Origin of the sequence: Mesobacillus stamsii (genome assembly GCF_030814065.1) — a bacterium.
GTDB lineage: Bacteria > Bacillota > Bacilli > Bacillales > Cytobacillaceae > Mesobacillus > Mesobacillus stamsii.
Genome location: NZ_JAUSUN010000036.1, coordinates 15,688 through 29,132, shown reverse-complemented (window position 1 = coordinate 29,132; position 13,445 = coordinate 15,688). Strand labels below are relative to the sequence as shown.

Annotated in this window: 14 protein-coding genes; 7 read left to right on the top strand and 7 right to left on the bottom strand. The window is 42.7% G+C overall.

The window, feature by feature from the left end; all coding sequences use genetic code 11:
* Positions 1–28 precede the first annotated feature (28 nt).
* Positions 29–505, bottom strand: a complete 477-nt coding sequence (locus J2S25_RS18245) for an alpha/beta hydrolase family protein (protein WP_052806943.1) — start codon at positions 503–505, stop codon at positions 29–31.
* Positions 506–718: 213 nt separating this feature from the next.
* On the opposite strand from J2S25_RS18245, the gene J2S25_RS18240 reads away from it, so the two are divergent.
* The 3 genes from J2S25_RS18240 to J2S25_RS18230 all read left to right on the top strand — a co-directional run bounded on the left by J2S25_RS18240 (position 719) and on the right by J2S25_RS18230 (position 2,012).
* The gene (locus J2S25_RS18240; protein WP_307192554.1) at positions 719–1,537 is read left to right on the top strand and encodes a Cof-type HAD-IIB family hydrolase; all 819 of its coding nucleotides are present in this window, start codon (positions 719–721) and stop codon (positions 1,535–1,537) included.
* A 133-nt stretch (positions 1,538–1,670) separates the two neighbouring features.
* Positions 1,671–1,823 carry a hypothetical protein gene (locus tag J2S25_RS18235; RefSeq protein ID WP_198528153.1) on the top strand — a complete coding sequence of 51 codons (153 nt, stop codon included), beginning with the start codon at positions 1,671–1,673 and terminating at the stop codon, positions 1,821–1,823.
* Positions 1,824–2,012: a DUF3813 domain-containing protein gene (locus tag J2S25_RS18230; RefSeq protein ID WP_044391340.1), complete on the top strand. Its 189-nt coding sequence runs from the start codon at positions 1,824–1,826 to the stop codon at positions 2,010–2,012. It abuts the gene before it with no gap.
* A 42-nt stretch (positions 2,013–2,054) separates the two neighbouring features.
* Here J2S25_RS18230 and J2S25_RS18225 read toward each other — a convergent pair whose 3' ends face one another.
* The gene (locus tag J2S25_RS18225; protein WP_307192553.1) at positions 2,055–2,840 is read right to left on the bottom strand and encodes a BsuPI-related putative proteinase inhibitor; all 786 of its coding nucleotides are present in this window, start codon (positions 2,838–2,840) and stop codon (positions 2,055–2,057) included.
* A gap of 20 nt (positions 2,841–2,860) precedes the next feature.
* Complete coding sequence (locus tag J2S25_RS18220) at positions 2,861–3,703, bottom strand: YitT family protein (RefSeq protein WP_307192552.1); 843 nt, start codon at positions 3,701–3,703, stop codon at positions 2,861–2,863.
* A 127-nt stretch (positions 3,704–3,830) separates the two neighbouring features.
* Here J2S25_RS18220 and J2S25_RS18215 point away from each other — a divergent pair, with 127 nt between their 5' ends.
* Together J2S25_RS18215 and J2S25_RS18210 are read left to right on the top strand one after the other, a co-directional pair.
* Complete coding sequence (locus tag J2S25_RS18215) at positions 3,831–4,691, top strand: DegV family protein (RefSeq protein ID WP_307192551.1); 861 nt, start codon at positions 3,831–3,833, stop codon at positions 4,689–4,691.
* Between the two features lie 64 nt (positions 4,692–4,755).
* Positions 4,756–4,887 carry a DUF3941 domain-containing protein gene (locus tag J2S25_RS18210; protein WP_071976845.1) on the top strand — a complete coding sequence of 44 codons (132 nt, stop codon included), beginning with the start codon at positions 4,756–4,758 and terminating at the stop codon, positions 4,885–4,887.
* A 20-nt stretch (positions 4,888–4,907) separates the two neighbouring features.
* On the opposite strand, the gene J2S25_RS18205 is transcribed toward J2S25_RS18210, so the two are convergent.
* Positions 4,908–5,771: a CvfB family protein gene (locus J2S25_RS18205; protein ID WP_307192550.1), complete on the bottom strand. Its 864-nt coding sequence runs from the start codon at positions 5,769–5,771 to the stop codon at positions 4,908–4,910.
* Between the two features lie 391 nt (positions 5,772–6,162).
* Between J2S25_RS18205 and J2S25_RS18200 the strand changes: the two genes are divergently transcribed.
* Positions 6,163–7,809, top strand: a complete 1,647-nt coding sequence (locus J2S25_RS18200) for a CoA-disulfide reductase (RefSeq protein ID WP_307192549.1) — start codon at positions 6,163–6,165, stop codon at positions 7,807–7,809.
* Positions 7,810–8,962: 1,153 nt separating this feature from the next.
* Positions 8,963–9,829: an SDR family oxidoreductase gene (locus J2S25_RS18195; protein WP_307192548.1), complete on the top strand. Its 867-nt coding sequence runs from the start codon at positions 8,963–8,965 to the stop codon at positions 9,827–9,829.
* Positions 9,830–9,866: 37 nt separating this feature from the next.
* On the opposite strand, the gene J2S25_RS18190 is transcribed toward J2S25_RS18195, so the two are convergent.
* From J2S25_RS18190 to J2S25_RS18180, 3 genes are all read right to left on the bottom strand, one after another.
* The gene (locus J2S25_RS18190; RefSeq protein WP_044391352.1) at positions 9,867–10,901 is read right to left on the bottom strand and encodes a LacI family DNA-binding transcriptional regulator; all 1,035 of its coding nucleotides are present in this window, start codon (positions 10,899–10,901) and stop codon (positions 9,867–9,869) included.
* 96 nt (positions 10,902–10,997) lie between these two features.
* Positions 10,998–12,530, bottom strand: coding sequence for an alpha-amylase family glycosyl hydrolase (locus J2S25_RS18185; protein WP_307192547.1), 1,533 nt, complete (start codon positions 12,528–12,530; stop codon positions 10,998–11,000).
* A 71-nt stretch (positions 12,531–12,601) separates the two neighbouring features.
* Entirely contained in the window at positions 12,602–13,444 is an 843-nt protein-coding gene (locus J2S25_RS18180; RefSeq protein ID WP_307192546.1) for a sugar ABC transporter permease, read from the bottom strand.
* Between the last annotated feature and the right edge of the window lies 1 nt (position 13,445).

Sequence of the window (13,445 nt, the reverse complement as noted above, 5' to 3'; positions counted from 1 at the left end):
CTAAAGCCAACCAAAATTCATCTCCCACCTACTCATTGGGCTTTAGCCCTTCCCATTCCTTGAGGATGGGAGACTTCTTTCGGAAATCCGTTAAACTCACGCCTGCCTTGATCCAGTCATATGTAGCCATCGCACCAAGCGTCGTAATGGCGCCCATCGATGTTCCGGCAACACCAATTTTCAATGGATCTATGAGCCCTTGCTGCTCTAATTCTGCTTTAAGCAAGGAAAGCTCCTCAATGGAGGTCATGACGATTTCCCAAAAGCGAAGCCCAAGTTCTGTTTCTGACAAATCCCAACTGCGAGTACCATGGTATTTTGCCTCGGGCAACAGTACCCTGAACCCTTTTTCAGCGTAAAGATAAGCATAATGCAAGTTTCGTTCCTTTGTGCTGGTAAATCCATGGAGAAAAACAATCAAAGGCAATCTAGCTGAAAATCGATTTTGTTTTACGATTTGAAGAACAGGAATATCTTGAATACGCTTTTTTTCAACTAAAATCACGGTTAAACCCTCCAACTGTGCAAAGCGACCTTAAATTTTACTGCACTTTAATGTATTGACTATGATTTTTTTACAAATTAATTGTAAAATGGATACCATAGTGGTTATAGAAAGGAATAAACCACCATTCACTATATGTATTGTAGAACTCTTATGAAAAAAGAGCCAATCATACGCATAAGATTAAAAAAACAGAGAGAAGAAGGAGTTTTTATGGCTGAAAAACATTTAATTGCTTTAGACCTGGATGGTACCTTGCTTACCGATGATAAAAAGATTTCTGAACGGAACAAACTCGTTATTAAAAAAGCACGGGAAGAAGGACATATTGTCATGATCGCGACTGGAAGACCATTCCGGTCGAGTGAAATGTATTACCATGAGCTGCAACTCGACTCACCAATTGTCAATTTCAATGGAGCGTTCATCCACCATCCGCTGGACAACAGCTGGGGTGTTCACCATTCTCCTCTGTCGATCAATGTTGCGATGGACATTGTTGAAGCGCTCGATGATTTTAAATTTCACAATATCATTGCTGAAGTGATCGACGAGGTCTACATTCATTATCATGATGAAAAATTGCTGGACATCTTCAATATCGGAAACCCTCACATAACGACAGGTGATTTACGGCGCTTTCTGACGGCCTCGCCGACAAGTATGCTTATCCACTCAGATGAAGAATATGTCCGCAAGATCCGCACTCACCTTTCTGATGTCCACGCGGAAGTAATTGAACATAGAAGCTGGGCTGCGCCTTATCATGTTATCGAAATCATTAAAAACGGTTTGAATAAAGCTGTAGGTTTAAAAAAAGCAGCTGATTACTTCCAAATTCCTGCTGAGCGAATTATCGCATTTGGCGATGAAGACAATGATTTAGAAATGCTGGAATATGCAGGACGAGGAATTGCAATGGGCAATGCTGTCCTTGAGGCGAAAAATATTGCGAACGAAGTGACTCTTACAAATGAAGAAGACGGAATTGCTGTGTATTTGAACGATCTGCTAAACCTGAAAGCACTATAGAAGAATTTTGCAAGAAGTGGCTAAACCGAACAAAGCTACTTTTCCTAATTGTTTTTGCACGAAAAGGGCATACTATAACGGAAGCAGCCATGAAGGACTGTTTCAAATCTGCTCGTAGATGGAGGGGAAAACGATGGGTAAAAGCAATAAATCCAAGCGTTTTGTACAGCAAGGGGTAGATACTGTCTCCAAGCATTCTCAAAGAATCCCTTACCACACCACGTATGCCGAGGCTGAGGCTCAAAAGATGGCGAATGTGAGAGAGTCCTCTTTAGGGGGGATTTAGATGGGAAACAGGCTTTTTCAGGAAGCTAGAAAGGCTGTCGAATTAGCTGAAACTGCAAAGCCTGCAGAACAATCTGCAGCCATCAGCACAGCGGAAAATGCTCTTTCTTCTGCATATGCTAATACAACGAATGCCGAAAGAGAGCAGCTAAGGTCATTTCAGGACGAGCTGAATACACTTCGAAAATAAGTAACAGGCAAAGCTCGGCGGATTCCTGCCGAGCTTTGTCTATCATTTATTGGGAAATCTTTCGAGCAAGACAGGATAGGTGTGAATGATTTTGCCCTCCTTACTGCGCTCATAAAGAGTTAGGATCAGGGATCCATTTTGCGGCAACTTGTTTTCTGGTATCGTAACTTTAAGCGAAAAAGGATGCCAATTCGGGTATTTAGATTTTTGAATAACCTTAGTTTCAGCAATCAGCTGATTGTGGCCATCCTCGATTGTATAAAAGAATTTTCCGCTGGTTGGTCTCGCTTCTCCTGAAATTTTGTAGGAGCCACTTTCTCCGGCGGTTTTTATTCCTTTAAAAACTGGATTTTCGCCTGGAATGTACATTTGCTTCTGATCGGTCAACTGCTGTTTATTTTCAACAGGTTTTCCGTTTACACTAATCGCTTCCAACTGTCCATTAACCGAGTATTCCCCTTCTTTGATCCTTATTCCTGCTTGGTTATAATCCCAGCTTTCCCGCCATTTAATTGTCTCGCGCGGCTTTACCTCCAGTTTTTCAAACGCCTGAGCAAAAGCTTTATCCTCCGAGAATTGGTAGACTTTCTTCTTTTCTCCATCCATTACGATGATTTCATATTTCTTCGAGGTAGGAAATTCAAATAGTAAATCCCCATTCCCATGGTTTTTCAGAGTCAGTTCAAACTCGACAAACTCAGGACCAGCTATTGGGTCTATGGAAAAACTAAACTCCGATTTTTCTGGTGTCTGCTTCTCCTGCCCAATGGCCAATGCCGGAGCAACAGCAAGCAAAAGCAACATGATCCCCAAACTGCTTTTCTTCATTTCCATCCTCCGTCCTACATTTATTCACGCCTAAAAAATCCAAAAATTCCGGCTGTCTCCACTATATTAGTGAATGCCTGTGGATCGACTTCCTTGATGATGCGTTCAAGATCATACAATTCATACCTTGTAATTACAATGATCAGCATCTCTTTCGGTTCGCCGGAGAATGCTCCTTTTGCTGGTAGCAAGGTAATCCCGCGGACGAGCTTGTCATGGATGGCTTTCTTTAATTCATCTGATTTTTTGGTGACGATCATTGCCGTTAATTTTTCATGTCGGGTATGGATCGCATCAATCACCCGGGTCGAGACATAGAGAGCAACAAGAGTGTAGAGCGCATTTTCCCAGCCGAAGATGTAACCCGCAGTCATTATTATGATGCCGTTCAATGTAAAGAAATATGTACCGACAGGGCGATCCTTCATCCGGGACAGCACCATAGCAATAATGTCCATTCCGCCAGTCGACGCCCCCCATTTCAAAGTCAAGCCAACGCCAAGTGCAGCAATGACTCCTCCAAAAACGGCATTCAGAAGGATATCAGTCGATACTTCTTTTACTGGCAGGATTTCAAGAAAGAAGGATGAAAGCAAAACAGAAATGAAGCTATAGATGGTAAATGATTTCCCGACTTTCATCCAGCTAAGAATGGTGACTGGAATATTTAAAATCAAAAGAAGAATCCCGGTAGAAATGGTAAAAGGCGCAAATTCACCGAGAATGCTTGAAACGAGCTGTGCTATTCCGGTAAAACCACTTGCATAAACATTTGCCGGGATTAAAAAGAAATTCAATGACAAAGCATTTAAGAGTGCTCCGATCACTACGATGATGATTTTTTTTGTTTCCAACCAGACCATGTAAATCCCCCTTATTCTTTTCTATTCATCCTGTACCCCTATTTTGCCGAAAATCACTATATTTAATTGTCTTTTTCCGATATTCCCGATAAACTATTAACATAAAGGCCGAAAGCAGGTGTAAGAAATGTCAGTAAAAATAATGACTGACAGTGCATGTGATTTGCCATTGGATTTTTATGAAGAAAATGGCACTATTTTATTCCCGTTAAAAGTCCATATTGATGGGATGGAATACGAAGATGTAAAAACAATTAAGCCAAAGCAGGTGTATGATGCCATTCGTGCTGGCAATCTCCCTAAAACCTCTCAGGCTTCTCCTGCTGGTTTTAAAAAGGTTTTTACCGAATTAGCCGAGAATAAAGAGGAAGGAATTTATATTGCCTTTTCTTCTGAATTGTCCGGAATCTATCAGACCGCTTTCATGACTGCCGAGCAGGTCAAAGAGGACTATCCCGATTTGAATGTAGCTGTGATTGATACAAAATGCGCTTCTCTTGGACAAGGACTTGTCGTCATGGAAGCTGTCCGCATGGCAAAAGAGAATCGTTCTAAGGAGGAAATTGTTCAGACTGTGCAATTCCTAAGCAAACATATGGAACATTTATTTTCCGTCGACGATCTTGACCACCTGGCTAAAGGTGGACGTGTTTCCAAGGCTTCCGCATTCGTTGGCGGGCTACTGAACATTAAGCCTCTCCTGAATGTGGAAGATGGCAAACTAATCCCTATTGAAAAAATTCGCGGTAAGAAGAAGCTCCTACGCAGAATAATCGAAGTAATGAGGGAGCGCGGCGAGAAACTAGAAGAGCAGATAGTTGGCATCAGCCATGCGGACGATCTCGAAACTGCAACAGAAATGAAGGATATGATTCTAAGGGAACTTCATGCAAAGGATGTCTATATCACTTCGATTGGTGCCGCTATAGGGTCCCATACTGGTCCAGGCACCATTGCAATTTTCTTTTTAAATAAACAGCCATCTTAACTTACATACTCCTCCTAAGGTTATGGGAAAATAAAATGCACCTAACCGGAAAGGAGTTTTTTGAATGCCGCATACATCTGATAACGATAAAAAAGCAAAGGACAACAATGCCCTTCGCCATGAAAAAAATATGATGCGTGAAAAAAATCGTAAAGCAGGCAAAAATCAATATTCAAAGAAAACAGATCATCTGTAAAAAAATAGAGCCAGTTGGCTCTATTTTTCTTTTTTATAAGTCCAATTGTTTTCTTGATAAACCTTGTCTTCTTTCATCAGTCTGCCCAGTGCGCGTTTGAATGAGCCTTTGCTCATGCCGAAGCGTTCCTGGATATCCTCAGCCATGCTTTTGTCATGGTATGGCATTGCTCCATTCCGCTGATCGAGGTATGCCATGATTTTCTCTGCATCCTCATCCAGTGCCTCTTGCTTTCGAGGGAGTATCGAGATATTGACAGAACCATCCGGCTTCACATCAATGATCCGTCCTTCCACTTTTTCGCCTATTCGCGGCTCGGTGCGACGTTGTGATTCATGAATAAACCCTTTGAACCCTTCTGCAGTGATCATCCAACTGCCAACTCTTGCTGTACGGTAAACGTAGCCATGAACATTTTTGTTGAATGCACTCCTATCTGCTGCAACAGAAATTTCCTGAATGACAGGATCTGTCGCCATCCGAGCGTAAATCATATTATTGCGATTCACCCTGAGAGTAATATACAGCAAGTCTCCTTTTTGTGGCCAAACCGCCTTGACAACAGGCAAGTCTTCTTCACCGAGCAGAATATCCTTAGTGATGCCTATATCCAGAAATACTCCGAGTCCATCCTTTACATCGACAACCGAAACCCACTCATATTGCCCCACTTGCACTTTAGGAATCGTGGTTGTTGCTGCCAGCCTGCCCCTTGATTCCACAAACAGGAACACTTCAACCTTGTCTCCTTCTTCAAAGGTCCGGTCCGTATCATTGGAGTGGAGCAGAACATCTTCTTCGCCATTTGATAAAAAGTATCCGAAATCGACGATTCTTACTACGGTCAATTCTATCGTCTGACCTGTATATTCATTCAAGGACATATAAACATTCCCTCCTGCCTTGTTAGTACCGCTTTTCCGAATTACGGGAAATTGTTTGAACTGCTATATTTTACTATAATGTACCCAAAAGCGAAAGCGCCTGAAAAGGATTATAGGAATGATCAATTCGAACACGGCAATACTAACTATGCATAAAGTCATTTTTTCTATTGTTCATGAATGGTTCACAAACCGCCTATGGTATTCCCCTATTTACACAGTAAAATGAATGTATATTATGTCGGTATATTTATTTATCTGTCTGGAATGGATGTTTGTAAAAACTTTCACAAATCATTCACAAAGTTATATTGGTTTTCCCCTATTCCAGAGGTAATATACCAGTATGGGTATAAAACATATTTTTTCGACTGAAAGGATGATCACTACAATGAGTAAAAAAGTCGTAATCGTAGGCGGCGTTGCTGGTGGAGCAACTACAGCAACCAAACTAAGAAGACTTGATGAAAAAGCTGAAATCGTACTTTTTGAAAGAGGAGAATTTATTTCTTTCGCTAACTGCGGATTGCCATATCATATCAGCGGGGTAATCGAAGACCGCCAAAAACTGCTTCTTCAAACTGTTGAGGGCATGAACGCACGGTACAATCTTGATATCCGCAACTTCTCAGAAGTAACTGCCATCAACCGGGAAGAAAAAACCGTTTCAATCAAACATGTCCAGACAGGGGAAGAATATACTGAAAGCTATGACGTTCTTGTTTTATCACCAGGAGCAAAGCCGATCGTCCCTCCAATCGAAGGGCTGAAGAGCACAAATGTATTTACACTTAGAAATATTCCAGACATGGATAAGATCAAGGAATATCTCGAAGGGAACCAACCGAAAAATGCTGTTGTGATCGGCGGCGGCTTCATCGGTCTTGAAATGGCTGAAAATCTTGTCCACACTGGAATAAATGTCACTCTTGTAGAGAAATTGCCACAGGTAATGGGGCCAGTTGATCCTGAAATGGCGGCAATTGTGGAAGACGAGCTAAGAAGGAATGGAATTGAGCTAATTCTTGGAGACGGAATCACAGATGTCCAGGACAATGGTACAAAGGTCGTCCTTGAAAGCGGAAAGGTTCTAGAAGCTGAATTGATCATCTTGTCAATTGGGGTACGTCCGGAAAACAAACTAGCAGCTGATGCAGGTCTTGAGCTTGGCGAACGCGGCGGGATCAAGGTAAATGAATACTTGCAGACATCTGATGAAGCTATCTATGCAATGGGAGACGCAATCGAAGTGACCGACTACATCAATGGTCAGCCAACTATGATTCCGCTCGCTTGGCCTGCAAACCGCCAGGCACATATTGTTGGACATCATATTAATGGACGGAAAATTGCCTACCCAGGAACGCTTGGTACTTCGATCGTGAAGGTATTCGAATTGACAGCTGCAACGACTGGCAACAGTGAAAAACTATTGCGCAGACTCGGTATTCCTTATGAAGTGGTCCATATTCACCCGCTGTCACATGCCGGCTATTACCCTGGTGCAGAGCAAATCTCACTAAAAGTAATTTTCGACAAGGAAACAGGCAAAATTTTCGGTGCTCAAGCTGTCGGGAAAGATGGTGTCGATAAACGAATTGATGTCATCGCAACTGCAATCAAAGGCGGATTGAATGTCTATGACCTTCAAGAGCTAGAGCTTGCTTATGCACCGCCATTCTCTTCCGCAAAAGATCCAGTAAACATGGCAGGCTATGTTGCTTCCAATATTGTGGATGGAACAATTGAAACAGTTCAGCACTATGAGGTTGATGAATTGCTCGCTGATGGTGCGTTCATGATTGACGTTCGTACAGAGGATGAGTTTGCTGATGGCAAAATCGAAGGGTCAAAAAACATACCGCTCGATGACCTGCGCAGTCGTCTTAACGAGCTTCCGAAAGACGAAACAATTCTCATTACTTGTCAGGTTGGGCTTCGTGGCTATCTTGCATCCCGAATCCTTCAACAAAACGGATTCGAAGTCAAGAATCTGACAGGCGGTTACAAAACGTACTCCATCTTTAAAAATAAATAAACTTCAGTAAAAAGAACCGGGCAAACTGTGCCCGGTTCTTTTTTGGTTTTGGCTGATAATCGGGGCTGTTGATTGGAACGGAAGACACTCGCATTCCGTGGGGCGTCAGGTGTCTTCCGTTCCAATCAACAGAGCGCAAAATTATTATTTGTCTTTAAATAAATCCAAAAGTTCGTGTTTTTTTACTAAAATAACCATAAGGGCTTCTTTCATGCGGAAAGATACCCTTATGCAAGCAATTTCCCCTCTATAAGGGCTTCTTTCATGCGGAAAGATACCCTTATGCAGGCATTTCCCCCTCTATAAGGGCATCTCTCATGTGGAAAGATACCCTTATGCAGGCATTTCCACCCCTATAAGGGCTTCTTTCATGCGGAAAGATACCCTTATGCAGGCATTTCCCCCTCTATAAGGGCATCTCTCATGCGGAAAGATACCCTTATGCAGGCAGTTCGAACTCTATAAGGGCATCTCTCATGTGGAAAGATACCCTTATGCAAGCAATTTCCCCTCTATAAGGGCATCTTTCATGTGGAAAGATACCCTTATGCAGGCAGTTCGAACTCTATAAGGGCATCTTTCATGCGGAAAGATACCCTTATGCAGGCAGTTCGAACTCTATAAGGGCATCTTTCATGCGGAAAGATACCCTTATGCAGGCATTTCCCCCTCTATAAGGGCATCTTTCATGCGGAAAGATACCCTTATGCAAGCAATTTCCCCTCTATAAGGGCATCTCTCATGCGGAAAAATACCCTTATGCAAGCAATTTCCCCTCTATAAGGGCATCTCTCATGCGGAAAGATACCCTTATGCAAGCAATTTCCCCTCTATAAGGACATCTTTCATGCGGAAAGATACCCTTATGCAGGCAGTTCGAACTCTATAAGGGCATCTCTCATGTGGAAAGATACCCTTATGCAAGCATTTCCCCTCTATAAGGGCATCTTCATGCGGAAAGACCCCAGTTAATTCCCTTATTAATATAATTTTGGTCATTGGATCACCCTAAATAGGTAAACCTGTTTCCGTTTTTTCCAAACGGCCATAAAAAGGGGCCATTTTTATTGAGAAGATTTTTCCATGTTTTTTTTCTGGTTTTTAAAGGAATTTAATAAGGGGTGAATCAAATTTATAAGGAGTGATTTGTTCTATGACGAATGAGAAGAATAAACAGGGTTTTCCGCCTCAGCATCAGGATCATCAGCCTGGAACGGAGCCGGAGATGAATCCTGAACCGAAGTCGGTAGATGAACAGTATAAAGGCTCCGGGAAATTATCTGGCAAGGTGGCATTGATCACTGGAGGGGATAGTGGGATTGGCAAATCAGTAGCGATTTATTATGCAAAAGAAGGTGCAGATATAGCCATTATCTATCTTGAAGAAAGCAATGATGCTAAAACGACGAAGGAGCTCATTGAGGCTGAAGGCAGAAAATGTCTGCTGCTGTCCGGAGATGTTGGCAGTGAACAGTTCTGCGAGGAAGCTGTCAGAAAAACAATTGATGCGTTCGGCAAGATTGACATCCTTGTCAATAATGCGGCAGAACAGCATCCGCAAAAGAGTTTGCTTGACATTTCTGCCCAGCAGCTAGAGAAAACGTTCCGCACGAATGTCTACTCGATTTTCCATTTGACAAAGGCCGTTCTACCTCATCTTAAAAAAGGGAGCTCGATCATTAACACTTCTTCGATAACAGCCTATCAGGGCAATGAGAAGCTGATAGATTACTCGTCAACAAAAGGGGCAATTGTTTCTTTTACGCGTTCCCTTGCTATGTCTCTTGCATCGCAAGGCATCCGAGTTAATAGCGTGGCACCAGGTCCGATCTGGACACCGCTGATCCCATCAACATTCACTGCAGAAGAAGTAGCGAAATTTGGAACAAATTCCCCAATGGGCCGAGCTGGACAACCGTTTGAACTAGCACCGGCATACGTCTATCTTGCAAGCGATGATTCCAGTTATGTAAGCGGACAGACGATCCATGTGAACGGGGGAACGATTGTAAATGGGTAAAAGGAAGAGGCGAAGCAGCGCTTTGCCTCTTTCCCTTTTAAACAAGGGACTCTTTTGGACGATCGCATGAATACCTTGTCACGATGTTAAATGGAACGATAATTCGCTTGATTGGCTCTTCTGGGTTCTCAATTTTTTGAATCAAGTTCTTGGCTGCCTGGAATCCAAGGTCGAAAATATTAATATTAACAGAAGTCAGCGGCGGCCTTGCCATCTCGGCAATCAAGACGTTATTGAAACTCACAATCGAGATATCTTTTGGTACCTCAATCCCCATTTCATCAAGCTTATTTAAAACACCCAATGCCATCAAGTCATCGGCGACGACTAAAGCGGAAGGTGGTTGATCTAGTGACAGCAGCACTTCAACAGCATCCTGCCCGCTTTCCTGCAGGAATTCATCATTGATGATGTATTCGTCTACTAACTTGATTCCTGAGTTCCTCAGTGCTTTCTCGTATCCTTCTATACGCTCTACCGTCACAACAAGATCGAGGTTCCCTCCGATGAAGGCAATTCGATCATGGCCAAGCTGAATTAAATGTTCTGTCACTTCTTTTCCAGCCTTGAAATTATCATTATCAACATAATTTATATTTTCATCATCTTTAAACGGCTTACCGATGACAAAAAACGGAAAATCTCGTTTTTTCAAATAGGAGATGACCCGGTCTTCTACCTTTGAGTACAAAAGAACTACCCCATCCACTCTGCCGCCTTGGACCATCGCGACAACACCGTCATAGATTTCATCGTCTGTCTTCCCAGTTGTCATGTGGAGGGCGTATTGTTTAGCATGTGCCCCCTCGCTCAATCCTGTCAAAACAGTTGGGAAAAACGGGTTCTGAAAGACAGCGTCACTGGAGCTCGGCATGACAAGCCCGATTGCCCTCGTTGAATGGCTAGCAAGGCTTCGGGCGATAAAATTCGGGTGATACCCAAGCTCGTCCATAACCTCCCTGACTCTTTTCTTCGTTTTTTCGCTGATCCTGGAACTATTGGCGATAACACGAGAGACAGTGGAAGGCGCGACATTTGCAATCTTCGCGACATCTTTTATAGTAACAGCCATTTAATTCCCACCCTTCTACCTGAACAATCCATTGTAATCATTATAAATGATTTGTCCAGTTTTTTTGCTGAATTTTCTAGTAGCGATGAATTTTTGCTATTCGTTCCTCTTTTTCCTTCTTTTTAAAAGCAGGAAAATAAAGCCGAAGAAGGCAGCATACACAGCACCCATTGCCACTAAATAAGGAATATTCAACCCGGTTTTTTCTGCGAGAACATAAATTTCCGCACTCTCCCGTGCGAGTGCCAGATTGTATTTCCCATCGTTGCTCCTGACTAGGTCATCTGCGAGCAAACCGCGCAATTCCTTTTTATCCTCAATCTGCTCGGAAGTCAAAGTGACTTGCTGAGTATTGGAAGTATTATTGATCGCAATCACCGCAGTCTCCTCTTGATAGCTGCGCTTGAAAACGGCCATTCCCTGCTTTTCGTAAAGAACTTCCAGATCTCCTCTTCTTAAAGATGGAAGGTCACTTCGCAGTTCCCCAAGTTTTGTGACATATTCGATCAATTCTTTATCCGCTCTGAAGCTCATCTGCCTTCGGTTATCCGGGTCTTCCCCTCCATCGAGCGCAATTTCACTACCATAATATACAATTGGAATGCCGGGAGCCGTATACATATAGGTCAGCGCCATTTTCCATCTCGTTCCTGGATGCTGTCCGTTCTGGACTGCTTTTCTCGTAAATCTGACCATATCGTGGTTGTCGATAAAATTCCCCATTAATTCTGGGTTCTCGTAAGTTGCTTTATTTCTCTCCGCCGTTGTGAAAAGCCAGTCCAAAGTCTGATCTGGTTTTTCGAATGCAGTGCGCAGCTGCTCATTCAATGGAAAATCAACAAAACCATCGATTCCCGCCTTATCATAATCAGCAATATAATTAGGATCCTCCGACCATACCTCGCCAATCAAATAAAAGTCGTCTTTGACACTTTTCACTTCTTTTGAAAAATCGGACCAAAACTCAACCGGTACATGGCGGACCGTATCAAGCCTGTAACCGTCAATATTTGTTTCTTCTATCCACCATTTTGCAGCATCCAGCAAGTACTTCCGTGTTTCTGGATTTTCTTGTGCTAAATCAGGCAGGCCATAAATCCAGTTATTTTCAAGCTGAGCCTGATCATTCCAGTCCAGGATCTCCTGCTTTTCATGGAACCAGTCCTGCCTAGCCGGATCGTTCACCCACTCATGATCAGGAGCAACATGATTAACAACAAAATCAAGAATGATTTTTAGATCCCTTTTATGCGCTTCCTTTACAAGCTGTTTGAATTCGTCTAAGCTCCCAAAATGTTCCTCTGTTTGATAAAAATCTTTAATCCAATAGCCATGGTAGCCTTTGTCGGCATTATCGAACACCGGTGTCATCCAGATTGCGGTAAACCCCATGCCCTTTATATAATCCAGCTGATCGATGATACCTTGGAAATCGCCGCCATGATAGGCCTTTGGATCATTTGCATCCACCTCGAAGTCATTGCTATTGTCACCGTTGTTAAAACGGTCCACCATTAAAAAGTAAATTGTTTCATCCTGCCATTTGCGTCCTTCTTTTTCCGCTGCACCTACTGGGAGAGCGCTAAACAGAAGGAACGGAATCAAGATGAAGATGATGTTTTTTTTCATCCTCGGTCCCCCTCATAATTTAAGCAAAGGCCAAAAAATGGCCTTTGCTTAACATGTTCTGTCCTAATAGATTATCCCTTTGTTCCTCCTGCCGTCAAACCAGAAACAAAGTATTTTTGGAAAGACAGGAACAGGATGGCAATCGGTACCGCAATTAATACTGCACCAGCAGCAAATGTCGTGAATTCTGCCCCAAACTGCTTGGCGACCAAATCATATAAACCTACCGCAAGCGTGTATTTTTCTTCTGACCTTAAAAGGACTCTCGCAAGGATGAAATCACCGAATGGAGCAATGAACGCGAACAATGCTACAACCGCGATGATCGGTGTTGCAAGCGGCATAACAATCTGGAAAAAGATTCTTAAGTGGCCAGCACCATCCATTTTAGCTGATTCATCAAGTTCTTTCGGTATTGTATCGAGATAGCCCTTCATCAACCATGTATTCATTGGGATTGCGCCTCCCACATATACAAGGATCAAACCTAGATGAGTATCAAGCAAGCCAGTCAATAATGCAAGGATGAAAATCGCGATCAAGGCTGCGAAGTTTGGAATCATTTGCAGGATCAGGAATGTCATTAAGCTATTTTTACGTCCAATGAAACGATAGCGTGAAAAAGAATACGCTGTAAAGCTGACAAGGATGACAGTAAACACCATGGTCAGAACACTTATCTTCAATGAATTCCAGTACCACAATAAGTAAGCGCTCTGGTTTGTGTCGAACAGTTCCTTATAGTGATCAAGTGTAGCATTCTTGGGGATGATGCTTGAACCGGACAAGCTCTGACCTGGATTGAAAGATGAACCGACTATCCATAGCAGCGGGTAAAAAATAATTGCAAACATAACCATAATAATCAGATACGTTCCTGTCAGTCTGAGGTATTTCTGTCGTTTGATACTCATA

Coding starts and splice junctions, on each gene's coding strand:
- J2S25_RS18240 (WP_307192554.1), top strand. CDS start 719: ATGGCTGAAAAACATTTAATTGCTTTAGACCTGGATGGTACCTTGCTT.
- J2S25_RS18235 (WP_198528153.1), top strand. CDS start 1,671: ATGGGTAAAAGCAATAAATCCAAGCGTTTTGTACAGCAAGGGGTAGAT.
- J2S25_RS18230 (WP_044391340.1), top strand. CDS start 1,824: ATGGGAAACAGGCTTTTTCAGGAAGCTAGAAAGGCTGTCGAATTAGCT.
- J2S25_RS18225 (WP_307192553.1), bottom strand. CDS start 2,840: ATGAAGAAAAGCAGTTTGGGGATCATGTTGCTTTTGCTTGCTGTTGCT.
- J2S25_RS18220 (WP_307192552.1), bottom strand. CDS start 3,703: ATGGTCTGGTTGGAAACAAAAAAAATCATCATCGTAGTGATCGGAGCA.
- J2S25_RS18215 (WP_307192551.1), top strand. CDS start 3,831: ATGTCAGTAAAAATAATGACTGACAGTGCATGTGATTTGCCATTGGAT.
- J2S25_RS18210 (WP_071976845.1), top strand. CDS start 4,756: ATGCCGCATACATCTGATAACGATAAAAAAGCAAAGGACAACAATGCC.
- J2S25_RS18205 (WP_307192550.1), bottom strand. CDS start 5,771: ATGTCCTTGAATGAATATACAGGTCAGACGATAGAATTGACCGTAGTA.
- J2S25_RS18200 (WP_307192549.1), top strand. CDS start 6,163: ATGAGTAAAAAAGTCGTAATCGTAGGCGGCGTTGCTGGTGGAGCAACT.
- J2S25_RS18195 (WP_307192548.1), top strand. CDS start 8,963: ATGACGAATGAGAAGAATAAACAGGGTTTTCCGCCTCAGCATCAGGAT.
- J2S25_RS18190 (WP_044391352.1), bottom strand. CDS start 10,901: ATGGCTGTTACTATAAAAGATGTCGCGAAGATTGCAAATGTCGCGCCT.
- J2S25_RS18185 (WP_307192547.1), bottom strand. CDS start 12,530: ATGAAAAAAAACATCATCTTCATCTTGATTCCGTTCCTTCTGTTTAGC.
- J2S25_RS18180 (WP_307192546.1), bottom strand. CDS start 13,444: ATGAGTATCAAACGACAGAAATACCTCAGACTGACAGGAACGTATCTG.